Origin of the sequence: Methylobacterium sp. J-067, from assembly GCF_022829465.1 — a bacterium.
Classification (GTDB): Bacteria; Pseudomonadota; Alphaproteobacteria; order Rhizobiales; family Beijerinckiaceae; genus Methylobacterium; species Methylobacterium litchii.
The window spans coordinates 113027-135768 of sequence record NZ_JAKSXZ010000133.1 but is presented as its reverse complement, the minus strand read 5'-3'; the positions used below and the strand labels follow the sequence as shown (position 1 = coordinate 135768).

The 22742-nt window shown below is 71.0% G+C and carries 17 protein-coding genes; 8 read left to right on the top strand and 9 right to left on the bottom strand.

All coding sequences use genetic code 11. The annotated features are described in order from the left end of the window. Nucleotides 1-8 precede the first annotated feature (8 nt). Nucleotides 9-668 (bottom strand): hypothetical protein, encoded by a 660-nt coding sequence (locus MKK52_RS19745; RefSeq protein WP_243956677.1) that lies wholly within the window; start codon nucleotides 666-668, stop codon nucleotides 9-11. 344 nt (nucleotides 669-1012) lie between these two features. Here MKK52_RS19745 and MKK52_RS19740 point away from each other — a divergent pair, with 344 nt between their 5' ends. Then, a complete protein-coding gene (locus MKK52_RS19740) occupies nucleotides 1013-2146 on the top strand; it encodes an aldose epimerase family protein (RefSeq protein ID WP_243956676.1) in 1134 nt (377 codons plus the stop codon). Continuing rightward, nucleotides 2143-3936 (top strand): IlvD/Edd family dehydratase, encoded by a 1794-nt coding sequence (locus MKK52_RS19735; RefSeq protein WP_243956675.1) that lies wholly within the window; start codon nucleotides 2143-2145, stop codon nucleotides 3934-3936. Before MKK52_RS19740 ends, MKK52_RS19735 begins: the two co-directional genes overlap by 4 nt. 9 nt (nucleotides 3937-3945) lie before the next feature. Here MKK52_RS19735 and MKK52_RS19730 read toward each other — a convergent pair whose 3' ends face one another. From MKK52_RS19730 to oxlT, 5 genes are all read right to left on the bottom strand, one after another. Next, on the bottom strand, nucleotides 3946-4686 hold the full coding sequence (locus tag MKK52_RS19730; RefSeq protein WP_243956674.1) for a FadR/GntR family transcriptional regulator: 741 nt from the start codon (nucleotides 4684-4686) through the stop codon (nucleotides 3946-3948). Nucleotides 4687-4758: 72 nt separating this feature from the next. Beyond that, nucleotides 4759-8214: a PAS domain-containing hybrid sensor histidine kinase/response regulator gene (locus MKK52_RS19725; RefSeq protein ID WP_243956673.1), complete on the bottom strand. Its 3456-nt coding sequence runs from the start codon at nucleotides 8212-8214 to the stop codon at nucleotides 4759-4761. A gap of 143 nt (nucleotides 8215-8357) precedes the next feature. Next, the gene (locus MKK52_RS19720) at nucleotides 8358-9890 is read right to left on the bottom strand and encodes an acyl--CoA ligase (RefSeq protein WP_243956672.1); all 1533 of its coding nucleotides are present in this window, start codon (nucleotides 9888-9890) and stop codon (nucleotides 8358-8360) included. 18 nt (nucleotides 9891-9908) lie between these two features. Further along, the gene (locus MKK52_RS19715) at nucleotides 9909-10916 is read right to left on the bottom strand and encodes a 2-dehydropantoate 2-reductase (protein WP_243956671.1); all 1008 of its coding nucleotides are present in this window, start codon (nucleotides 10914-10916) and stop codon (nucleotides 9909-9911) included. A gap of 96 nt (nucleotides 10917-11012) precedes the next feature. Beyond that, nucleotides 11013-12323 (bottom strand): oxalate/formate MFS antiporter, encoded by a 1311-nt coding sequence (oxlT, locus tag MKK52_RS19710; protein WP_243956670.1) that lies wholly within the window; start codon nucleotides 12321-12323, stop codon nucleotides 11013-11015. Nucleotides 12324-12706: 383 nt separating this feature from the next. Between oxlT and MKK52_RS19705 the strand changes: the two genes are divergently transcribed. Continuing rightward, on the top strand, nucleotides 12707-13870 hold the full coding sequence (locus MKK52_RS19705) for an MFS transporter (protein ID WP_243956728.1): 1164 nt from the start codon (nucleotides 12707-12709) through the stop codon (nucleotides 13868-13870). 62 nt (nucleotides 13871-13932) lie between these two features. Here MKK52_RS19705 and MKK52_RS19700 read toward each other — a convergent pair whose 3' ends face one another. Next, nucleotides 13933-14367 (bottom strand): GlcG/HbpS family heme-binding protein, encoded by a 435-nt coding sequence (locus MKK52_RS19700; protein ID WP_243956668.1) that lies wholly within the window; start codon nucleotides 14365-14367, stop codon nucleotides 13933-13935. Between the two features lie 427 nt (nucleotides 14368-14794). Here MKK52_RS19700 and MKK52_RS19695 point away from each other — a divergent pair, with 427 nt between their 5' ends. After that, entirely contained in the window at nucleotides 14795-15037 is a 243-nt protein-coding gene (locus MKK52_RS19695; protein ID WP_243956666.1) for a hypothetical protein, read from the top strand. An 87-nt stretch (nucleotides 15038-15124) separates the two neighbouring features. Further along, nucleotides 15125-15559 carry a BON domain-containing protein gene (locus tag MKK52_RS19690; protein ID WP_243956664.1) on the top strand — a complete coding sequence of 145 codons (435 nt, stop codon included), beginning with the start codon at nucleotides 15125-15127 and terminating at the stop codon, nucleotides 15557-15559. A gap of 67 nt (nucleotides 15560-15626) precedes the next feature. Here the strand turns inward: MKK52_RS19690 and MKK52_RS19685 are convergent, their stop codons facing one another. Continuing rightward, the gene (locus tag MKK52_RS19685; RefSeq protein ID WP_243956662.1) at nucleotides 15627-16964 is read right to left on the bottom strand and encodes a dicarboxylate/amino acid:cation symporter; all 1338 of its coding nucleotides are present in this window, start codon (nucleotides 16962-16964) and stop codon (nucleotides 15627-15629) included. Nucleotides 16965-17263: 299 nt separating this feature from the next. Here MKK52_RS19685 and MKK52_RS19680 point away from each other — a divergent pair, with 299 nt between their 5' ends. Beyond that, nucleotides 17264-19081, top strand: coding sequence for an ATP-binding protein (locus MKK52_RS19680; RefSeq protein ID WP_243956660.1), 1818 nt, complete (start codon nucleotides 17264-17266; stop codon nucleotides 19079-19081). Beyond that, a complete protein-coding gene (locus MKK52_RS19675) occupies nucleotides 19078-20418 on the top strand; it encodes a sigma-54-dependent transcriptional regulator (protein WP_243956658.1) in 1341 nt (446 codons plus the stop codon). The genes MKK52_RS19680 and MKK52_RS19675 overlap by 4 nt, the downstream gene beginning before the upstream one ends. Before the next feature lie 6 nt (nucleotides 20419-20424). Here the strand turns inward: MKK52_RS19675 and MKK52_RS19670 are convergent, their stop codons facing one another. Further along, nucleotides 20425-21507: a catalase family protein gene (locus MKK52_RS19670; protein ID WP_243956657.1), complete on the bottom strand. Its 1083-nt coding sequence runs from the start codon at nucleotides 21505-21507 to the stop codon at nucleotides 20425-20427. Nucleotides 21508-21664: 157 nt separating this feature from the next. Between MKK52_RS19670 and MKK52_RS19665 the strand changes: the two genes are divergently transcribed. Further along, complete coding sequence (locus MKK52_RS19665) at nucleotides 21665-22738, top strand: catalase family protein (RefSeq protein WP_243956656.1); 1074 nt, start codon at nucleotides 21665-21667, stop codon at nucleotides 22736-22738. The last annotated feature ends 4 nt before the right edge of the window (nucleotides 22739-22742 follow it).

The following is a 22742-nucleotide window of genomic DNA, read 5'->3' as shown; positions in this document are numbered from 1 at the left end:
CGGCCGCCTCACATCATTCTAGGTACCGTGGGCATGTGGTCGGCCCAAATGCCGTCGGCGGGCGTGAATTGCGTCCGCCCCAGGGCCATCGCGACCATGCAGGCGACCATGAGCTTGCGCCGCATCTCCTCGTCCGCCGCGTGGAAGGTTTCCAGCGTGAGCGGCTCGTCGCCTGCGATGGCTTGGCGGAGGTACGCCAAACGCCCGACTACCTGCTCGTCCCCGTAGCCCTCGCGCGCCAGGCTTTCGACCATCCCCGGGATCTCCGACGGCTCGATGGGCATCTCGACGTGGTCGAACACGAACAGCGGCCACGTGTCGACCGTCTCAGGCAGGGGGATCTCCTCCCGGCCCTGGCACAGGGTCAGTTGCCGGACGGCGCAGGCGAGCGCCTCCTCGCGCGTCCCCCACGGTACCGCGCTGCCCACCAGCGCCGGTACCCCCACGGGTAGGTTCCTGAACGCCAGGTCGGCGTGCCAGCCCTCGGCCATGCGATAAACGTGGACCCCTGCCACGTTCGATAGCCTCCAGTACGGCATGGACGCCTCCGCCCGTGCGGTGACCACCGTTTCGAGGGCGTCGTCCGACGAGCCCAGCTTCCGTCTCAGGTCGCCCAACAGGAAAGCTGCACGACGCCGGTTCTCGGGCTTACCGTGTTCGTATCGCATTCCGCCCTCCGCCAGCCCGCCGATGGGCGTCCCTGGTGACGGTCGAACGCGGCGCCGAAAGCCACAAGTCCTTTGGCGCGTGCCGCTCCGTCGTGTCCGGCCAGCGGAACTTAGCGACGCTTCACACCCAAACTCTGGGTCAAATCCCTGGCCTTGCATTCAGGGAAAAAACACAACTTCGGGGAGGGGAACACTCGTCGGGGCTGGCCGGAACCGGGGCACGGGGGTCTCCTCCGTGCCCTTTTTCGTGTTCGGGGAGCGGCCACTTCGCCGCGATTGTCAGCATATTTGTCTGAGTATAAAACGGGTCCATCCGGCGCAGGCGAGGCCGGGGAGGACACGGAATGGTGGACGGGACGCCGGCGATTCAGGACGTAGCCGTCGTGGTGGGGGAGGCTGCGCGGACCCCCTTCGGCACCCTGCCCGATGGCCGGGTGGTGGAGGAGGTGACCCTCTCCAACGGCACCCTCACCGCGCGGATCATCACCTGGGGCGCGGCGCTCCGCTGCCTCGACGTGCCGGATCGCGACGGGCATCCGGCGGACGTGCTCCTCGGCTATGCCGACCTGGGCGCCTATCTCGACCATCCGCAATATTTCGGGGTGAGCGTCGGGCGCTACGCCAACCGCATCCGGGGCGGACGCTTCTCCCTCGACGGGCGCGACTACACGCTGCCCACCAATGACGGGCCGAACACCCTCCATGGCGGGCCGGACGGGTTCGACCGGCGGCTGTGGCAGGTCGAGTCCGTGGAGGGCGGCACCACGCCCTCCGTCACGCTGCGCTACGTCAGCCCCGATGGCGAGGGCGGCTTCCCCGGCACGCTGACGGCGAGCGTCACCTACACGCTCGCGGCGCCCGACACGTTGCGGATCGCCTACAGCGCGACGACCGACCGGCCGACCATCGTCAACCTGACGAACCACAGCTACTTCAACCTCGCGGGCGAGGCGTCCGGCCGACCGGTCCTCGACCACGTCGTCACGATCCCGGCGGAGCGCTACACGCCCGTCGACGCGACGCAGATCCCGACCGGGGAGTTCGCGCCGGTCGCGGGCACGCCGTTCGATTTCCGCCAGCCGCGGAGCCTCGGCGCGCGCATCCGCGACGGACGCGAGGTCCAGTTGCTGCGCGGGCACGGCTACGACCACAACTACGTGATCTCGGAGAAGCCGGCGGAGGCGCTGCGCCTCGTCGCCCGCGTGGAGGATCCCGCATCCGGCCGCGTGCTCGAGGTGGCGAGCACCGCGCCGGGGGTGCAGCTCTACTCGGGCAACATGCTCGACGCGACGAGCGTCGGGAAATCCGGCCTCGCCTACCGCCAGTCGGACGCCTTCGCCATCGAGCCCGAACTGTTCCCCGACACGCCGAACCAGCCGGGCTTCGGCTCGGCGCGGCTCGATCCCGGCGGCACGTTCCGCAACGTGATCACCTACCGCTTCCCGCCCCCCTCCAGCCCCGATCGGACCGGCCGATGACCGACGCTCCCCGCAAGCTCCGTTCCCGCGCGTGGTTCGACAACCCAGACAACATCGACATGACGGCGCTCTATCTGGAGCGCTACCTGAATTTCGGCCTCAGCCTGGAGGAGTTGCGCTCCGGCAAGCCGATCATCGGCATCGCGCAGACGGGCTCGGACCTGTCGCCCTGCAACCGGCACCACCTCGTGCTGGCCGAGCGCATCCGTGAGGGCATCCGCGAGGCGGGGGGCATCGTCCTCGAATTCCCCGTGCACCCCATCCAGGAGACCGGCAAGCGCCCGACGGCGGGGCTCGACCGCAACCTCGCCTATCTCGGCCTCGTGGAATTGCTGCACGGCTACCCGCTCGACGGGGTGGTGCTCACCACCGGTTGCGACAAGACCACCCCCGCCTGCCTCATGGCGGCGGCGACCGTGAACATCCCGGCCATCGCCCTCTCGGTCGGGCCGATGCTCAACGGCTGGTTCAAGGGCCAGCGCACGGGCTCGGGCACCATCGTCTGGCGCGCCCGCGAGATGCTGGCGGCGGGTGAGATCGACCACGAGGGCTTCATCAAGCTCGTGACCTCGTCGGCACCCTCCACCGGGTTCTGCAACACGATGGGCACGGCCACGACCATGAACACCCTCGCGGAGGCGCTGGGCATGATGCTGCCGGGCACGGCCGCCATCCCCGCCCCGTACCGCGACCGGCAAGAGGCCGCCTACCGCACCGGCAAGCGCATCGTGGAGATGGTGGCGGAGGACCTGAAGCCCTCCGAGATCCTCACCCGCGACGCCTTCCTCAACGCCATCGTGGTGAATTCGGCCATCGGCGGGTCCACCAACGCGCCGATCCACCTCGCGGCCATCGCCCGCCACATGGGCGTGGAACTCGACGTCACCGACTGGCAGACCTACGGCCTCGACGTGCCGCTGCTCGTGAACCTGCAGCCGGCCGGCGCCTATCTCGGCGAGGATTACTACCGCGCGGGCAGCCTGCCGGCGGTGGTGGCGCAGCTGATGGGCCAGGGCCTGATCCGCGAGGGCGCGCTGACCGTCAACGGCCGCAGCATCGGCGAGAATTGCCGGGGCGCGACTATCGAGGACGAGGACGTGATCCGCCCGTTCGACCGGCCGCTCAAGGCGGCGGCGGGCTTCCTCGTGCTGAAGGGCAACCTGTTCGACGCGGCGATCATGAAGACCAGCGTGATCGGCGAGGAATTCCGCGCCCGCTACCTCTCGAACCCGGACGACCCGGAGGCGTTCGAGGGCCGCGTCGTCGTGTTCGACGGGCCGGAGGATTACCACCACCGCATCGACGACCCGTCGCTCGACATCACGCAGGACACGCTCCTCGTGATGCGCGGGGCCGGGCCGGTGGGCTATCCCGGCGCCGCCGAGGTGGTGAACATGCGGCCCCCCGCCAACCTCATCAAGGCGGGCGTCTTCGCCCTGCCCTGCCTTGGGGACGGGCGGCAATCGGGCACCTCGGCCTCGCCCTCGATCCTGAACGCCTCCCCCGAGGCGGCGGCGGGCGGCGGCCTCGCGCTGCTGCGCACGGGCGACCGGGTGCGGATCGACCTGCGCCGGGGCACGGCCGACATGCTCTTGCCGGAAACCGAGATCGCCGAGCGCCGCAAGGCCCTGGAAGCGGCGGGGGGCTACGCCTATCCGGCGTCGCAGACTCCTTGGCAGGCGATGCAGCGGGCCGTGGTCGGCCAGATGCACACCGGCGCCATCCTGGAGGGCGCGGAGGCGTTCCAGCGCATCGCCCAGACCAAGGGCCTGCCGCGCGACAACCACTGAGACCCGGCCTCAGGCCTTCATCGACATCTCGGTGTCGGCGAGGGCGAGGCGGATCAGTTCGGACATCGCCTCCCGCGCCTCCCCGGGATCGCCCCCCGCGATCGCTGCGTGGAGGGCGCGGTGCTCCGGCATCGGGTTGCGCGGCAGGGCGCGGCGGCGCTGCTTGTAGAGTGTCGTCCACGAGACCGCCGCCGCGATGGAGCTCGACAGGGACAGGAGCGGCGCGTTGCGCGTCGCCTCCAGCACCGCGTGGTGGAAGGCGCGGTCGGCGGCGCGTCCCTCCGGGGTGGCGAGGCCGTGCCGGGCCATGTCGTCCAGCGCCCGGCCCATCCGCGCGAGGTCGTCCTCCGTCCGCCGCTCGGCCGCGAGGGCGGCGGCGGCGGGTTCCACGATCTGGCGCAGCTCGAACAGGTCGCGGATGAAGGATTCGCTCGGCTCCGATTCGAAGGCCCAGGCCAGGACGTCAGGGTCGAGGAGGTTCCAGCGGCTGCGGGCGCTGACCCGGGTGCCGGTCTTCGGCTTGCTCTCGACGAGGCCCTTCGCGCTCAGGATGCGCATGGCCTCGCGGTAGGCGGTGCGGGAGATGCCGAGCTGCTCGGAGAACTCGATCTCCCCCGGCAGCACCTCCCCCGGCGCGTGGCGGCCGGCGAGGATCGCGATGCCCAGCGTGCGCGCCACCGAGCCGTGGATCCGCTGTCCGGCCGTGGCGGGGGGAAGTCCCACGCGCTCGCCGCCGCCCCCGCGTTCCACCGCCCCCTCCGCACTCCGCCCCCCGAACCGCGACCTAAGCCGCAGGCGCGGGCGAGCGCAAGGCGGCGCACCTCATGCCGCGCGCATGAGGCCGATCTCGGTGACGACCGCCGCGCTGTAGCGCCGGAGGTCGGCGAGCACCGGGTCGTAGTCGAGCCCCTCGCGGCAGGCCGTCTCGACATCCCGGCACAGGCGGGCGAGGTCGGTGAAGCCGAGCATCGCGGCGGCGGCGATCATGGCATGGGCGTTCTGGGCGACGCCGTCGCGCAGCTGCGGGCCGACGGCCGCGCCGAAGCGGGAGTCGAGTTCGGCGGCCAGCGCCACGAGCAGCCCGTGGACGCGATCCTGCCCGACCACGGCGGCGATGGCATCGAGGGCGGCGGGCTCCGGCACGGGACGGGCCGGCACGCCGGCCTTGGCCTTGTCCGCGCAGCGGTCGATGGCGTCGAGCAGGTCGGCGCGCACGAAGGGCTTGCCGACATGCCCGCCCATCCCGGCCTCGCGGAACTCGGCGATCTGCTGCGGCAGGACGTTGGCGGTGAGGGCGATGATCGGCACGGCGGCCTTCGGCCCCGCGAGGGCGCGGATCAGCTTCGTTGCGCTCACGCCGTCCATCACCGGCATCTGCACGTCCATGAGCACCACGTCGTAATCGCCCGCCTCCACCGCCCGGACCGCCGCCGCGCCGTCCGGCACGACCTCGACCGTGTGGCCCTCGGCCTCCAGGATCGCGCGGGCGAGGTCCTGGTTCAGGGGCACGTCCTCGGCGAGCAGCAGGCGGCGGGGCGTGCGCACCCGCCGGTCGCCGGGGCACCGCGCGGCGGCCGCCGGGGCGATGGCGCGGGGCAGGCCGACCGTGAAGGAGAAGGTCGAGCCCTCGCCTTCCACGCTGACGACGCGCACCGCGCCGCCCATCAGCTCCACGAGGCTCTTGCAGATCGACAGGCCGAGCCCGGCGCCGTCATGGGCCCGGCGGTAGGAGCCGTCCACCTGGCTGAAGCGCCGGAACAGCCGGTCCTGCTTGTCGGCGGGAATGCCGATGCCGGTGTCGCTGACCCGGATGTCGAGGTCCACGATGTCGCCGCGCGTGCCCGTCACCGCGACGGTCAGGTCCACCCGGCCCGAGCGCGTGAACTTGATGGCGTTGTTGAGGAGGTTGAGCAGCACCTGCCGCAGCCGGTCCTCGTCGCCGCTGAACCATGCGGGAAGGGCGGGATCGAGGGAGACGCCCATGGCGAGCCCCTTCGCTTCGGCGAGGCCGCGCACGATCGAGAGGGCGTTGTCCACGAGGGTGGCGAAGGCGAAGGGCCGCCGGGCGATCTCGACCTGCCCGGCCTCGATCTTCGACACGTCGAGCACGTCGTTGACGACGGTGAGCAGGGCCGCCCCCGCCGAGCGGATGCGCTCGCCGTACTGGCGGATGCGCAGGCCGATGCCGCCCTCGTCGAGGAGCAGGTCGGCATAGCCGATGATGCCGTTGAGGGGCGTGCGGATCTCGTGGCTCATGGAGGCCAGGAATTCCGACTTGGCGCGGCTGCCCGCCTCCGCCAGCTCCCGCGCCGCCTCGGCCTCGCGGGTGCGCTCCGCGACGCGCTCGGCCAGGGTGGCGTTGAGGGTGCGCAGCGCCCCCTCGGCGGCGAGGCGGGCGGTGTCGTCGCGCAGGGTCAGCACCGCGCCGATGGCGCCGTCGTCGTGGCCGCGCAGGGGCTGCGCGCTGCCGACCGCGATCACCTCCGCGCCGTCCGGCCGCCGGATGCGCCAGCGGGCCTCCCGCACGGTCTCGCCCCGCACGGCCCGCGCCAGGGGCAGGTCGTGGGGCGGATAGGGTTCGCCATCCTCAGTGAAGAGGTGGTAGGTCTCGCTGTAGGCGTCGGGCTCGACGTCGAGGCGCGAGACCCCGTGGATCGCCGCCGCCGCCACGTTGACCAAGGTGATCCGCCCGGTCGCATCGGTGACGATCACCCCCTCCGCCAGCTGCGCGAGGATCGCCGCGCTCGCCGCCGTGGTGAAGTCCGAATGCGCCTGCATGACCCGCAGCCGCTCCTCGGCCGCCGCCCAGTTCCGCGCCTCGCCGGTGCGGGCCTCGGCCTCCGCCGCCATGCGGGCGCTGATGTCGCGCAGGGTCGAGACGAAGCCCTCCGGCGCGCCGCTCTTGGCGTCGTGGACCAGGGCGAAGGCCAGTTCGAGCCATACCCAGTGCCCGTCCCGGTGGCGGTAGCGCGCCGCCGTGAGCGCCGTGTCCTGACGCCCGCTCAGCACCGCGTCGAGGGAGCGGGTGAAGGCCGCCATGTCCTCCGGGTGGACGAAGTCGCGCGGGCGCGTGCCGACGAGTTCCGCCGGGTCGTAGCCGAGGATCGGCGTCACCGCGTGCGAGACGTAGCGCCGGGTCGTGTCGAGGTCGCTGAAGACGATGATGTCGCTGGCATGCTCGGTGATGAGCCGGTAGCGCCCCTCGGCCGGGGGCAGCGCGCCCGCCTCCGCCACGACATGCACCGCCCCGCCCCCGGCGAGGACGCTCCGGCGGATCAGCGCCGCCGCGCCGACGGGGGGCAGGAAGGCCTCGCCGAGCCGGAGCGCGTCCTCGGGCAGGCCGAGCAGGCCCGCCGCGCGGCAATTGACGGCGCGGACCTTCTCGTGGCGGTCGGTGACGACGATGCCGAGGTCGAGGGCGGCGAGGGTGGCGCGCAGCAGCGCCCCCGCCTCCTCCGCCGCCTGCACCGTCTGGGTGAACTCGGTGACGTCGAGGCAGATGCCGTGGATGGCGACGAGCCGTCCCGCCGGATCGCGCTCGTCGATGCCGCGCACGCTCACATGGCGGATCTCGCCGTTGGGCCGCACGATGCGCGACCGGTGCTCGTAGCCCCCGCGCGGCAGGCGCCCGCGCCCGTCGAGGGCGTTCAGGATGCGGCGCTCGACCTCGCCCCGGTCGTCCGGGTGATAGTAGCTGCAATGGGTTGCGAGGGGGACCTGTTCGAGGAGGGTGTTACGGCCGAAGATCGCCGCGATGCCCGCCGACCACGCCAGCTTGCGCGTGGCCACGTCGAGCCGCCAATGCCCGCACGAGGCGGTCTGCTCCGCGACCCGCCGGGCCGCCTGGGCCTGGGCGTGGCGGCTCTCGCTGCAGGCGAGGTGCCGCTCGGCCACCTCCGCGCGCAACGCCCCCGCCGCGAGCCGCGCGGCCTCCGCGAGGCGCGCCCACGTCGCCGCGTCGGGGTCGGCGCGGCCGGCCTCGTCGATCACGCACAGGGCGCCGGCCCAGCCGCCATCGGCGGCGCGCAGGGGCAGGCAGGCGCAGAAGCCGACATCCCCGGCCCCCGCGCGCAGGATCACGGGTTCCGCCCCGCGCCCGAGCCCGTCGCGGAACGCTCCGTCGGCGAGGATCGCCTCGGCGCGGGCGCGGTCGAGCCCGCTGAGCCCGGCGATCCGAAGCCCCTCCGCCCCGTCGAGGACGGCGAAGCAGGCCGGCGCACCGAGCATCGCCCTGGCGACGACACAGGCGGAATCGAGGAGCGCGACGCCTTCGCTCAAGGAGAAAGGCGGGACGGATACCGCTCGGTCCAAGGGCTTCGATCTCACCACACCGGAGGCCGACCGTCATAGCGTGTCGGGCCGCCGATGGGTCAGGCGCAACTCATAATTGTTTCTTACGCGCTCCCCGTGTCACGCAAAAGTCAGGCGAGGCCGAGCTTCTGGGCCAAGCCGATCCGCTGGAGCTTGCCGGTGGCGCCGCGCGGGATTTCCGGCAGGATGACGATCTTCGCCGGCACCTTGAACGGCGCCAGCCGCTCGGAGGCGAAGCCCCGGATCTCCTTCTCCTCGGCGGAGATGCCCTCGCGCAGGACGATGGCGGCGGCCACCTCCTCCCCGAGCTTGTCGTGCGGCAGGGCGAAGGTCACGCATTGCAGCACGGCCGGGTGGTCGAGGAGGATCTCATCGACCTCGCGGGGGCTGATCTTCTCGCCGCCCCGGTTGATGATCTCCTTGAGGCGGCCGGTGATCGTCAGGAAGCCGTCCTCCGAAAGGGTGCCCTGGTCGCCGGTGCGGAACCAGCCCTGGCGGGTGAAGGCCTCGGCATTGGCCTTGTCGTTGTTCTCGTAGCCCGCCATCACGTTGGGGCCGCGGATGACGATCTCGCCGGTCTCGCCGACCGGCAGGGGCTCGCCGTCCAGGCCCACCACCGCGATCTCCGGGCCCGCTGCGAGGCCGACCGCGCCGGGGCGGTTCTTCCGCGGCGGCAAGGGGTTCGAGGCCATCTGGTGGGCGGCCTCGGTCATGCCGTAGGCCTCGATCACCGGAGCGCCGAAGGTCTCCTCCAGTTCGCGGAGCACCTGCGGCGGCAGCGAGGCGGACGAGGAGCGGATGAAGCGCAGGGGCGTCGCGGCGATGATCTCGCGGTTGCGCCCCGCGCGGCCGAGGATCGCCTGGTGCATCGTCGGCACGCCCGTGTACCAAGTGGGCTTGGCCTCCTCCATCCAGGAGAAGAACTTCAGGGCGTTGAAGCCCGGCGTGCAGCAGATCTGCCCGCCCGCCGAGAGCGGCGCCAGGGTGCCCGCGATCAGTCCGTGGATGTGGAACAGGGGCATGATGTTGAGGCCGCGATCCTCCGCCGTGAAGGCAAGGCTCGTGCGGATGTGCCGGGCCGAGGCGCAGACGTTGCCCTGGCTGAGCGGCACGATCTTCGGGCGCGAGGTGGTGCCGGAGGTGTGCAACACGAGGGCGATGTCGCCCTCCTCGGCGAGGCCGCCCTGGGCGGGGGGCGCTCCGGCCTCCCCGGAGAAGGACAGGGTGAAGCTGCCGGCGCCCTGCTCGGGGGTGGGCTTCAGCCGGGCCACCGCCATGCCGAGCTTCTCGGCGACGGCGACGGCCGGAGACTCGCTGCCCTCGGCCACGACCAGCAGCTTGGCGCGCAGGTCCGTGAGGTAGAACTCGAACTCGTCCGCCTTGTAGGCCGGGTTCAGCGGGGCCGAGGTGGTGCCCGCCGCCACCGCGATGAAGGCGGCGGCCATCTCGGGGCCATTCGGCAGCACGATGGCAACGCGCTCGCCCCGGCCGATGCCCTGGGCGTTGAGGTCGGCGACGGTGCGGTCGGCCAGGGCACGCAGATGCCCGAAGGTCAGCGGCACGCCGCCGGGGCTCGTGAGGGCGGGCGCCTCGTCCGCGCCCGCACCGATGAGATCACGAAGGGTGGTTGCGGAAGCGGACACGTCGGAATCCTCGGATGATCAGGCAGAGACGATGGAGAGGCGACCGTTCGCCCGCTCCAGCCTCTGCGCCAGAAGGCGCATCAGCGCGTAGACGCTGTCGATATGGGGCGTCGCCACCCCGACGAGGCGGCCGAGTTCGATCACCGAGCCGACCAGGGCCTCGAGTTCGATCGGGCGACCGGCCTCCACGTCCTGCAGCATCGAGGTCTTGTGCGCGCCGACCTTCTCGGCCCCGGCGATACGGCGGTCGATCCCGACGCGGAAGGTGATGCCGAGCGTGTTCGCGATCTGCTCGGCCTCCTTCATCATCGCCGTGGCGAGCGCCCGCGTGTCGGGGAAGCGGCAGATGTCCTCAAGGGTTGCGTGCGTAAGCGCGGAAATCGGGTTGAAGCTGAGGTTGCCCCACAGCTTCAGCCAGATCTCGGCCCGGATGTCGCTGGTGACGGGGGCCTTGAACCCGGCCTTGGTCAGGCGCTGCGAGATGGCGAGCACGCGCTCTGACTTGGAGCCGTCGAGCTCGCCGAGGCCGAAGCGGTTGCCCTCGATCACCTTCACCGTGCCGGGGTCGGTGAGGACCGCCGCCGGGTAGACCACCGAGCCGATGACCCGGCGGGGGTCGAGATGCTGCGCGATCAGCCCGCCGGGATCGGCGGTCTCCAGCTGCGTGCCCTCGTAGGGGCCGCCATGGCCCCCGGTGAAGTACCACCATGGGATCCCGTTCTGCATCGTCACGACGCTCGTCTCGGGGCCGATCAGGTGCTTGAGGTCGGCGGCGATGGGGCCGACCTGATGCGCCTTCACCGTGAGCAGCACGAGGTCGTGCGGCCCGGCCTCCTGCATCGAGCGGGTGGCCTTTACGTTGCGGGCGTGAACCTCGCTCCCATCCTCCTCGATGAGCTTGAGGCCGTCGCGGGCGATGGCCTCCGCATTCGAGCGGGCGATGAAGGTGACGTCCTCGCCGGCTTCCGCCAGCTTCACGCCGAGATAGCCGCCGATGGCCCCGGCGCCGACGATCGCGATGCTCATGACTCTTCGCTCAGCACTCGTGGAGTTCTACGGGAGGTTTCAGGGTACGGTAGGGGAGCGCCGCCCCGCTTGCCAGGGGGGGCGGCGCCCTCGTCCTCAATGGCTCCGGGCCACGAAGCGCGCCCGCATCGGCTTCAGGACGAACATCGCGAGGAACGCCGCGAAGAACGCCATGCCCGAGGCGACGTAGAACACCATCTGCCAGCTGCCGGTCTGCGTCTGGATCAGCAGGAAGGCGGGCAGCAGCAGGGAGGCCGTGCCCTTGGCGGTGTAGAGCAGGCCCGCATTGGCCGTGGCCTGCCGGTCGCCGTAGGTGTCCGCGCAGGTCGAGGGGAACAGCGAGTAGATCTCGCCCCAGGCGAAGAACACGAGGCCGGTGAGCAGCACGAAGGCGATGGGGTGGTGCGCCAGCATGCCCAACGCCAGGATGCCCGTGCCCTCGATGGCGAAGGCGATGACCATCGTGTTCTCGCGCCCGATCCGGTCGGAGACCCAGCCGAAGAAGGGCCGCGTGACGCCGTTCAGGATCCGGTCGATGGTGAGCGCGAAGGTCAGGGCCGGCAGGGTCAGGCCGAGGATCGAGACCGGCACGCCGTCGACCTGGAAGTCCCTGGCGATGGGGGCGAGGGAGGCGGTCGCCATCAGGCCGCCGGCGGCCATCAGCACGAACATCAGGTACATCAGCCAGAAGACCGGTGTGCGCACCATCTCGGACGGGCTGTACTGCCGCCGCGTGACGGCGTTGGCGACGGTGCGCCCGGCGAGCATCCGGTCCTTGTAGCCCGCGTCCGGGGCGGCGAGGAGCTGCGCGGCGATCATCACCACGATGCCCTGGCCGAGGCCGAAGACGAGGAAGGTGTGCTCGTAGCCGCTGTCGCGGATCATCGCCGCGATCGGCACGACGGTCAGCGCCGAGCCCGCGCCGAACCCGGCGGCGGTGAGGCCGGCGGCCAGCCCGCGCCGGTCGGGGAACCACTTGAGGGCGTTGCCGACGCAGGTGCCGTAGACCGCGCCCGCGCCGATGCCGCCCACCGCCGCCGCGGCGTAGAGCATCGTGAGGGAATCGGCATAGGCGTTCATCGTCCAGCCGATGGCGCAGAAGGCGCCGCCGATCAGCGTCACGATCCGCGGGCCGTAGCGATCCACGAACCAGCCCTCGATCGGCACCAGCCAGGTCTCGGTGACGACGAAGATCGTGAACGCGACCTGGATCGCCGCCTTGCCCCACTGATACTTGTCGTTGATCGGGTTCACGAACAGCGTCCAGCCGTACTGCATGTTCGCGATCATCGACATGCACAGCACGCCGAGGGCGAGCTGGCCCCAGCGACCGAGGGCGGGAGCCCGCACCCCGGCGGGGGCGAGGGCGGTGGAACCCTGCGCTGGATCTGCGGCGGGCATGGCCATGTAAGGCAGGCTCCTATGCAACCTGAATGCTAAGGGTTCAGGTTCTAAAGCAGTAAATAAACGATACAATATGCCAGTGCGGCAGATGTTCGATTGTAGAGCGGCAAAATATTTGGTGTCCGCTTTGAAAAATTTGAACGGCGGTGCGGCAGGCTTTGTGTGCGTTGCAACAGAAGCGGAAAGCAAACCCGCCCTGCGCCATCGGGTGTAGCGGGGCCGAAACGACCGGCGCATAAACCGCGCGCACGGGGGTTGGACGCAAGAAGGACGTTCGCGAGATGGACGCGCACAGGGTCGAGGACGCGCTGGCGGCTGCGGGGCCGGTGGCGGCGATCGACGGGGCTTCGCCGGCGGTGTCGCCGCCGAGCCCGGTCCGCGCCGAGATGACGACCTACGGCATCCTCGCCGCGCTCAGCCTCTCGCACCTGCTGAACGACCTGATCCAATCCCTCGTGCCGGCGATGTACCCGCTCTTGAAAAACAGCTTCGCGCTGGATTTCGGGCAGATCGGTCTCATCACCCTCACCTTCCAGCTGACGTCGTCGCTGCTCCAGCCGGTGGTCGGCTACTGCACCGACAAGCGCCCGAGCCCGTTCTCCCTCACCGTGGGGATGGCCTGCTCGCTGCTGGGCATCGTGCTGCTCGCGAGCGCGTGGTCCTACGCCGCGCTGCTGGTCGCCGCCGGGCTCGTCGGCATGGGCTCGTCGGTGTTCCACCCCGAATCCTCGCGCATGGCGCGGGCGGCCTCCGGCGGGCGCTACGGGCTGGCGCAATCGGTGTTCCAGGTCGGCGGCAACACGGGGCAGGCCCTCGGACCGCTGCTCGCCGCCTTCATCGTGGTGCCGAACGGCCAGCACAGCGTGATCTGGTTTTCCCTCGCGGCCCTGGCCGGCATCGGCGTGCTGGCCTGGGTCGGGCGCTGGTACCGGGCGCGGCTCGCGGCGGGCAAGCGCGGCGCCAAGGCCGGCGCGGCCCTGCAGACCCTCGGCCGGGGCAAGATCGTCGGGACGATCGGGATCCTGATCGTGCTGATCTTCTCCAAATTCTTCTACATGGCGAGCTTCAACTCGTACTACACGTTCTACTTGATCGACCGCTTCCACGTCTCGGTGCAGACTTCGCAGCTCTGCCTGTTCGTGTTCCTCGGCTCGGTGGCGACGGGCACCCTGGTCGGCGGCCCGGTGGGCGACCGGATCGGCCGCAAGGCGGTGATCTGGGGCTCGATCCTCGGCGTCCTGCCCTTCACCCTGGCCCTGCCCTATGCCGGGTTCTGGGCGACCGTGGCCCTGACGGTGCCGATCGGGATGATCCTGGCCTCGGCCATGCCCGCGATCCTCGTCTACGCGCAGGAATTGCTGCCCGGCCGCGTCGGGCTGGTGGGCGGCCTGTTCTTCGGTCTGTCCTTCGGGATGGGCGGGCTCGGGGCGGCGGTGCTGGGCGAGGTCGCCGACCACACGAGCATCGATTTCGTCTATCGCCTCTGCGCCTTCCTGCCGGCCATCGGCCTGCTGGCGGCGTTCCTGCCGCGCATCAGGCCCGCGCGGTAAGGCTTTCCAGGGACGGCGCCCCCCTCCCCCCAGGATGACGAGGAGGGGGGACCGAATCCCGGTCAGGTGCGCCAGGGATGGGCCGGCAGTTCGGTCTGCCCGATGGAGCGGGCGCCGGCCTCCGCGACGGCGTGGTCGTTCTCGACGGTGGAGCCGCTGACGCCGATCGCCCCGGACATCACGCCCTCCGAATCGACGATCGGGATGCCGCCGGGGAAGGTGATGAGCCCGTCGTTCGAATGCTCGATGCCGTAGAGCGGGCCGCCGGGCTGCGAGAGCTGCCCGATCTGGCCGGTCATCATGCCGAAGAAGACCGAGGTCTTGGCCTTCTTCTGCGCGATGTCGATGGAGCCGACCCAGGCATCGTCCATCCGGTGGAAGGCCTTCAGGTTGCCGCCCGAATCCACCACAGCGATGCACATCTGCGTCCCGAGGTCCTTCGCCTTCGCCTCGGCGGCCCGGATGGCCGTGAGGGCCTGGTCGATGGTGACGTGCATGGCGTTCTCCTTCTGATGGGGCCGGCGAGGCTATCGGACGCTCTCACGCTCGACAACGCAGAGGTGAGGCCGGGGCTTGCCCCGCCGTCTCCTTCGGCCGAAGCCCCGTCGAATCTCAGCTTGACGCAAGTGATCCGCAGATTCCCGCAAGGCGGCGACGCGGCAGAAACCTTATGCCGCAGGGATGAATACCGCCGTTTCGGCGTTAATCCGGTGAAGTCTCGTCCACCATGTCCGTCAACCAAGTCGTGGCCGTGAGCGCTCACGGAACCCAATGCTGAACCTGTGCGTACATGCTGATTACTGAGTTCGATTTTGCTGCTTTGAATCCGCAAGATCATGGGGTAGATGGTTCGTATAGCGTATTCCCGTGAGTCGGACGGCGGCAGGCAAGCACCGCACGGGAAGCGTATGGGGAGTCACCGTCATGTCGAGCCTCGCTGAGGCAGCGCCGTCCAGGGCGAACGGCTTTGCCGAACGCCGCGCGATCGCCCGCGCCAACGCGAACTGGTTTCGCAAGCTGGCCGTCCGCGCCCTGCGGGATGGCTGCCCCGGCGCCGCGCAGCGGGCGGCGAACGCGCGCAAGGCGGCCCGGCTCGTCCTCGCCCAGGCCCGCCGCGAGGCGGTGGTGCGGCGGATGATGGAATCGGCGGCTCTGCTGGTCTCCTGAACATCCCCAGCGCGCTTTGCGCTGGATCAAGGCGCTCCCTCCCGCAGCCGGGCAAGCCTGGGCTTTGGCCCCGCAGGGAGTGGATCCATGACCGACCGCGCCGTGAGGCAGGCGGTGATCGACGCGCTCGCGTCCGACCCGCGCATCGACGCCCCCCAGGTCGGCGTCGCCGTGGATGACGGCATCGTCACCCTCACCGGCCACGTGGCGCGCTACGCCGCGCGGGAGGCCGCCGAGGCCGCCGCCCGCGGGGTCTGCGGCGTGCGCGGCGTGGTGGTTCAGGTGGCGGTGCGCCTCCCGGCCGCGCAGCGCCCCCGCGACGAAGACCTTGCCCGCCGCGCCGACCTGGTCCTCCGCTGGACCATGACGCTGCCGCCGGACGCGATCCGCGTGAAGGCGCGGGAGGGCTGGATCACGCTCACCGGCACGGTGGCGGGGCCGTCCCAGAAGAGCGAGGCGCAGGCCGCCGTGGCGACGATTCCGGGCCTCCTCGGCCTCATCAACCTGATCGACGTGGCGTGAGCGCGAACGAAATCCGCCCCGGCGGGGCCGGGGCGGATCGGGTCGGGCGGGTCCTGGCGGGCGGGGCTTACTCCGCCGCGTGCATCACCGGGGCGGTGGCCGGAACCGGCTTGTTGCCCAGCGTCGCGGCGAGCTTGGCCTCGTCGACCTCGCCCTCCCAGCGGGCGACGACGATGCAGGCGACCGCGTTGCCGATGAAGTTCGTCAGCGCGCGGCACTCGGACATGAACCGGTCGATGCCGAGGATGAGCGCCATGCCGACCACCGGCACCGAGGGCACCACCGCGAGCGTCGCGGCAAGCGTGATGAAGCCCGAGCCGGTGACGCCGGCCGCGCCCTTCGAGGAGAGCATCGCCACGAGGAGGAGCAGCGCCTGCTCGCCGAGCGACAGCGGGGTGTCCGTCGCCTGGGCGATGAACAGGGCGGCCATCGTCATGTAGATGTTGGTGCCGTCGAGGTTGAACGAGTAGCCGGTGGGGACCACGAGGCCGACGACGGGCTTCGAGCAGCCGGCCCGCTCCATCTTCTCCAGCAGGGAGGGCAGCGCCGACTCGGACGACGAGGTGCCGAGGACGAGGAGCAGCTCTTCCTTGATGTAGCGGATGAGGCGGATGATCGAGAAGCCGTTGTAGCGGGCGACGAGGCCGAGCACGCCGAACACGAAGATCGCGGAGGTCAGGTAGAACGCGCCGACGAGGTAGGCGAGGTTGGCGAGCGAGGAGATGCCGTACTTGCCGATGGTGAAGGCCATCGCGCCGAAGGCGCCGAGGGGCGCGACCTTCATGATGATGTTGACGACGCCGAAGATGGCTTCCGACAGCACCTTGACGATGTCGAGCACCGGCTTGCCGCGCTCGCCCAGGAAGGCCAGCCCGAAGCCGAACAGGATCGAGAAGAACAGCACCTGAAGGATCTCGCCGCCCGCGAAGGCGCCGACCGCCGTCGTGGGGATGATGTTCATCAGGAACTCGACGATGCTCTGCTCCTTCGCCTTGCCGGCGTAGGTGGCGATCGTCTTCGGATCGAGGGACTTCGGATCGATGTGCAGGCCGTTGCCCGGCTGCAGCACGTTCGCGACGATCAAGCCGACGATGAGGGCGAGCGTCGAGAAGGTGAGGAAGTAGATCAGCGCCTTGCCGCCGACCCGGCCGACCTTCTCGAGATTGGTCATGCCGGCGATGCCGGAGACCACGGTGAGGAAGATCACCGGGGCGATGATCATCTTCACGAGCTTGATGAAGGCGTCGCCAAGCGGCTTCAGGTCCGCGCCGAGCTGCGGGTAGAAATGGCCGGTGAGGATGCCGAGCGCGACAGCCACCAGCACCTGGAAGTACAGCGTGCGGTAGAACGGTTTCGGCTTGGCCGGCGGATGCGGCGCGGTGAGCGGGGACGGGACGGCAACCATCGAGGCATTTCCTCCAGAACGAGAATTGGGACGCTCAGGTGGGCCCCGGTGGAATGCCGCGGCGTCCGTCGCACTTGCTTTTGGCCCCGGGGGCGGCAGTCATGCGCGGATGGCAGGACTGCGTTACGTCCGAGGAATGGCAACCGCTGTGCCATTCGCCGGACGCGCGGAAGGAATTCATAAACCATTGTGATGGCAGCGTTTTCCGCACGAACGGCTGATGGGCCGGAAACCCCCGTTCCGAAATCCCGCACGGGCGGCCCGAAACCTTTCCGGGGTTTCGCACCGGGAACTTTCCGGTGAGTGCCGTTCGCAGCACCGGGACGGGGCGCGTGCTGGCCCTCGTCCTGGGCTTCGCAGCGATGGTCCTGGCGGCGTGGCTCGCAGGCCGGGCGGCCGAGCGCTCGGCCCTTGCCGACCTCGCCCGGCAGGCCCGCGCGACGCTGACGCTCCAATCCGGGGCGCTGCACGCGGAGATGCAGCGCCAGACCGCCCTGCCCCTCGCCCTCGCCTCCGATCCCGAGATCGCCGACGCCCTGCGCGAGGGCGCCGCCCCCGAGATCGCGCAGCGGGTGAGCACCCGCCTCGCGACCATCGCAGCGGCGACGGGGGCGGCGGTGATCTACGTGATCCGCCCCGATGGCCTGACGGTCGCGGCGAGCAACGCCACCGAGGAGCGAGGCTTCGTGGGCCGCAACTATGCGTTCCGCCCGTATTTCCGCGATGCCATGGCCGGGGGCTCCGGCTCGCAATTCGCGCTGGGCACGGTGAGCGGGCGGGCGGGCTTCTACCTCTCGCGGCGCGTCGGGGACCGGCTCGGCGTGGTGGTGGTGAAGATCGAGTTCGACGGGGTGGAGGCCGCGTGGCGCGCGGCGTCCGAGGCGGTGTTCGTTACCGATCCGCGCGGCATCGTGCTGGTGGCGAGCGACCCGGCCTGGCGCCTGCGCAGCCTGCGCCCCCTCGATGCCGAGGCGGAGGCCGAAATCCGCGCGGCGCAGGATTTCGGCGATGCGCCGCTGAGCCTCCTGCCGCTCTTCCCGGCGCAGGACGGCCTCGTGCGGGTCGGCCGGGGGGCGCAGCCCGCCACGCTCGCCCTGCTGCGCGACGCCCCCGTGAGCGACACGCCCTGGCGCATCCACAGCCTCACGCCGATCCCCAAGGCGGTGGCGCGGGAACGGGCGCAGGCGCAACTGATCGCCGTGCTGGCGACGGGCCTCGCCGGGTTCGGCCTCACCGTCTGGCTCGCCCGCCGCGCCCGCACCCGCAACCGCCTCGCCGAGTCGGCGGCGCGGAGGGCCGAGTTGGAGGCGCGGGTGGAGGAGCGGACCCGCGCCCTCAGCGCCGCCAACGGGCGTCTGCGCGAGGAGATGGCCGAGCGCGAGCGGCTAGGCCGCGAACTCGCCCAAGCGGGGCGCCTCGCCGCGCTGGGCCAGTTCGCCGCGAGCATGGCGCACGAGATCAACCAGCCGCTCGCCGCGATCCGCTCCTATGCCGACAACACCGGCAAGCTGATGGAGCGCGGCCGGGTGCAGGACGCGGCGGAGAACGTCGCGGCGATCGGGCGGCTCACCGACCGGATCGGCGGCCTGACCCGCCAGCTGAAGGGCTTCGCCCGCCGCGCCTCCGGCCGCCGCGAGCCGGTGCCGGTGGACGCGCTCCTGCGCGGCGCTCTCGAGGTGGCGGCGGCGCGGGCCGAGGCCGACGGCACGCCGATCACCGTCGAGGCCGTGCCCGACCTCGCGGTGATCGGCGACGCGTCCCGCCTGGAACAGGTGCTCGTGAACCTGCTCCAGAACGCCCTCGACGCCGTGGCCGCGCGGCCGTCCCGGCGGGTCGCGGTGTCGGTCGCGGCGGAGGGCGAGCGCGTCGGCATCGAGGTCCGCGACGACGGGCCGGGCATCCCGGAGGCGGCGCGGGGGCAGATCTTCGAGCCGTTCTTCACCACCAAGGCGGATGGGCTGGGGCTCGGCCTCGCCATCAGCCGCGGCATCGTCGAGGAGTGCGGCGGCGCGCTGAGCGTGCGAGACGCCCCCGGCGGCGGCACGGTGTTCCGGGTGGAACTGGTGCGCGCGGCGCCGGCCGAGAGCCGCGCCGAGGAAACGGAGGCGAGCGCATGAGCGGGGACGGAGCGGAGCGCGTCGTCTTCATCGACGACGAGGAAGATGTGCGCCGCGCCAACCGGCAGAGCCTGGAACTCGACGGGTTCGCCGTCGAGACCTTCGGGGATGCCGAATCGGCGCTGGCCGCGATCCTCGCGGAGGCGCCGGGCGTGGTGGTGACCGACGTGCGCCTGCCCGGCGCGGACGGGCGCGCCCTCCTCGAACGGCTGCACCGGATCGACCCCGACCTGCCGGTGATCCTCATCACCGGCCACGGCGACATCTCCATGGCGGTGGCGGCCCTGCGGGGCGGGGCGGTGGATTTCCTCGCCAAGCCGTACCCGGCCGACGCCCTCGTCGCCTCGGTGCGCCGGGCGCTGGAACGGCGGCGGCTCGTGGTGGAGAACCGCCGCCTGCGGGCGAGCCTCGACGCGGCCCTCGACGAGGACCCCGCCTTCCTCGGCCTCTCGCCGGAGATCGTGCGCCTGCGCCGCCTCGTGCGCGACGTGGCGGCGGCGGATGTGGACGTGCTGGTCCTGGGGGAGACCGGCTCCGGCAAGGAGGTGGTGGCGAGCGCCCTGCACCGCTGGAGCCGCCGGGCCGAGCGCAACTTCGTCGCCATGAATTGCGGCGCCCTGCCCGACAGCGTGGTGGAGAGCGAACTCTTCGGCCACGAGGCCGGCGCCTTCACCGGGGCCCTCAAGCGCCGGATCGGACGGATCGAGCACGCGCAGGGCGGCACGCTGTTCCTCGACGAGATCGAGAGCATGCCGCTGCCGCTTCAGGTGAAGTTCCTGCGGGTGTTGCAGGAGCGGACGGTGGAGCCGTTGGGCACCAACGAGGTCCGCCCCATCGACATGCGGGTCGTGGCCGCGACCAAGGTCGATCTCGGCCTGGAAGCCGCTCAGGGCACGTTTCGCGATGACCTCTACCACCGGCTGAACGTCATCACGGTCGCCATCCCGCCGCTGCGCGACCGGCGGGAGGACGTGATGCTGCTGTTCCAGCACTTCCTGGCGAAGGCCGCGACCCGCTTCGGCCGCGAGCCGCCCCCGGTGACGCGGGCGGTGCGCGACCATCTCCAGCGCCACCCCTGGCCCGGCAACGTGCGCGAGCTCGGGCATTTCGCGGAGCGCTGCGCGCTGGGCTTCGCGCCGGAGGACAAGGCGGCCGAGGCCGTGCCGACCCCGACGCTGGCCGAGCGCGTCGAGCGGTTCGAGCGCGACCTGATCCGCGACGAGTTGATCGTCGCGGGCGGCGACGTGCGCCTCGCCGCCGAGGCGCTGGGCGCCCCGCGCAAGACGCTCTACGACAAGATCGCCCGCTACGGCCTCGTGCCCACCGATTACCGGTAGTGCGCCTCAGGCCGGGATGCGGTCGATGGCGGCCGTGTCCTCGGCCTGGATCCCGTTCTCCCGGTGCCGGAAATCGCTGAGCGCCCGGTAGACCTGAAGCCGCGCCCGCATGATCGACCCGAGGGGCCGGTGCAGGGCGAGGCTGTGCGCCGGCCGGAAGGTCATCACCTCATCGAAGTAGCGGACGCGCTCGGCGGAATAGGCATCCTGGCGCGGCAGGCGGATCGTCGCCACGGTGCGGTAGGGGCTGATCTCCACCGGCCAGTCGACGGAGGAATCCTCGATGGGCTGGCGCTCCGCATCCGCCCAGAGCTGCGCCTTCAGTTCGAACACCGCCTCATGCTCGCGGAAGAACGCCGTGGCGGCATGGCGGAACCCGTCCTCGTCCGCGTGCGGATCGAGGCGCCAATCCGAGAGGGCGCGCTGCGCCTCGCCCACCGGCACCGCCCCGAGCTTGGCGACGTAATCGCCGAAGCGCATCGGCGCCTGGCTGAAATAGCTGTCGGCGATCGGATGGCTGAACGGGTAGCCGAAGAAGCCGGCCCGCGCGCTCTCCGTGCCGAAGGCGTGCAACACCCGGTTGAGGTTGCGGGCGGTGGCGGCCACCGCGCTCTTCACCCCCTCGGGCAGGCCGGTCGCCTTGCCGATCACCGTGCCGTCGCGCAGGAACCCCGCCGCCGTGCCGGAGGGGAAGGTCGTGCCGGTCGCCAGCACGAAATCCTGCGTCTCGGCTGCATGGCCCGGCAGCTTCTCGCCGGGCACGTCGAACACCTTGAGCGACAGGCCGCGATGGGTCGAGACCCGGTCGCCCAGGGTCTCCCCCGGCCCCTGCGCGAAGCGCACGGCCACCGGATGGCGGCCGGGCTTGGCGAACAGGCCCTGCGCCAGCTCGGCCGGCAGGCCCTCGGGAACGATCAGCTCGCCCGTGACGCAGGCAGTGCTCTTGGCGTGGCTCGCCCGCACCGCATGATGCTCGCGCTTCTCCACGACCTGCGATTGCTGGGTCATGCCCTGGATGATGCCGTCGATGGAGTCTTGCTCGTCCGGGGCCGGCGTCTCGATGTCGGGTGCGTAGCGCAGGTAGCTCATGGGACCTCACGGGGACGGACGGGTCGCTTTCGCTGACAAACCCGCCGATGCGGCCCCGTTCCCGGCGAAAGACACGAGGGCGATTGAATGCCGCACAACCCGGAACGGGGCCGTTCCTCAAGTCGTTCTCTCTCCGAGCCTATCCTGGAGACGGACCTTGCAAGCACCCGTTCGCTATAGCCCGGACGTCGAGACCGTGAAGCCCGACGAAGACAAGACCATCGAAGGCCTGTGCCAGACCTTCGACACGATCCTTCAGCGGGTCGCCGACGATTCCGGCCACGCCGTCCGCTCGGTCCATGCCAAGTCGCACGGCATCCTCGAAGGGACGATGCGCGTCGAGGCCGGTCTGCCGCCCGAGCTGGCGCAGGGCCTGTTCGCCACCCCCGGCGATCACAAGGTCTACCTGCGGATGTCCACCAACGCGGGCGACATCCTGCCGGATTCGGTCTCCCTGCCGCGCGGCCTCGCCCTCAAGGTGCTCGACGCAGCCGGCCCGCGCCTGCCGGACGCGGAGGGGACGACGCAGAACTTCATCATGGTCAACGGGCCGGTCTTCCAGGCGCCGAGCGCCGACAAGTTCCTCGGCAGCCTGAAGCTGCTGGCCGCCACCACCGACCGGGCCGAGGGCCTGAAGGTGTTCGGCTCCACCGTGCTGCGCGGGGTCAACAAGGCGCTGCAGGCGGTGGGCGTCGAGAGCACGACCCTCGCCTCCCTCGGCGGCGCGCCCAACGTCGATCCCCTCGGCGAGACCTATTACAGCGTCACGCCGTTCCGCTACGGCGACTACATCGCCAAGTTCTCGGTGCGTCCCGTCGCCCCGGCGCTCACCGCCCTCACCGGCACCGAGATCGACGCCTCCGGCCGCCCGAACGCCATCCGCGAGACGGTGCAATCCGAGATGCGCGGCATCCAGGGCGTCTGGGAGTTCCGCGTGCAGCTCTGTCGCGACCTGGAGCGCCAGCCGGTCGAGGACCCGACAGTGCAGTGGGACGAGGAGGAGGCGCCGTTCCAGACGGTCGCCACGATCACCGTCGGCCCGCAGGACAGCTGGGATCCCGCGCGGGTCCAGGCGGTGGACGAACAGATGCGCTTCAGCGTCTGGACCGGGCTCGACGCCCACAGGCCCCTCGGCAACATCAACCGCGCCCGCAACGCGCCCTACAAGCACTCCGCGCAGTTCCGCGAGCGCTTCAACGGCTGCCCGATCCACGAGCCCGCCGGGCGATAGATCC

Coding starts and splice junctions, on each gene's coding strand:
- MKK52_RS19745 (WP_243956677.1), bottom strand. CDS start 668: ATGCGATACGAACACGGTAAGCCCGAGAACCGGCGTCGTGCAGCTTTC.
- MKK52_RS19715 (WP_243956671.1), bottom strand. CDS start 10,916: ATGAGCATCGCGATCGTCGGCGCCGGGGCCATCGGCGGCTATCTCGGC.
- MKK52_RS19705 (WP_243956728.1), top strand. CDS start 12,707: ATGACGACCTACGGCATCCTCGCCGCGCTCAGCCTCTCGCACCTGCTG.
- MKK52_RS19695 (WP_243956666.1), top strand. CDS start 14,795: ATGTCGAGCCTCGCTGAGGCAGCGCCGTCCAGGGCGAACGGCTTTGCC.
- MKK52_RS19670 (WP_243956657.1), bottom strand. CDS start 21,507: ATGAGCTACCTGCGCTACGCACCCGACATCGAGACGCCGGCCCCGGAC.
- MKK52_RS19740 (WP_243956676.1), top strand. CDS start 1,013: ATGGTGGACGGGACGCCGGCGATTCAGGACGTAGCCGTCGTGGTGGGG.
- MKK52_RS19675 (WP_243956658.1), top strand. CDS start 19,078: ATGAGCGGGGACGGAGCGGAGCGCGTCGTCTTCATCGACGACGAGGAA.
- MKK52_RS19685 (WP_243956662.1), bottom strand. CDS start 16,964: ATGGTTGCCGTCCCGTCCCCGCTCACCGCGCCGCATCCGCCGGCCAAG.
- MKK52_RS19690 (WP_243956664.1), top strand. CDS start 15,125: ATGACCGACCGCGCCGTGAGGCAGGCGGTGATCGACGCGCTCGCGTCC.
- MKK52_RS19700 (WP_243956668.1), bottom strand. CDS start 14,367: ATGCACGTCACCATCGACCAGGCCCTCACGGCCATCCGGGCCGCCGAG.
- MKK52_RS19735 (WP_243956675.1), top strand. CDS start 2,143: ATGACCGACGCTCCCCGCAAGCTCCGTTCCCGCGCGTGGTTCGACAAC.
- oxlT (WP_243956670.1), bottom strand. CDS start 12,323: ATGGCCATGCCCGCCGCAGATCCAGCGCAGGGTTCCACCGCCCTCGCC.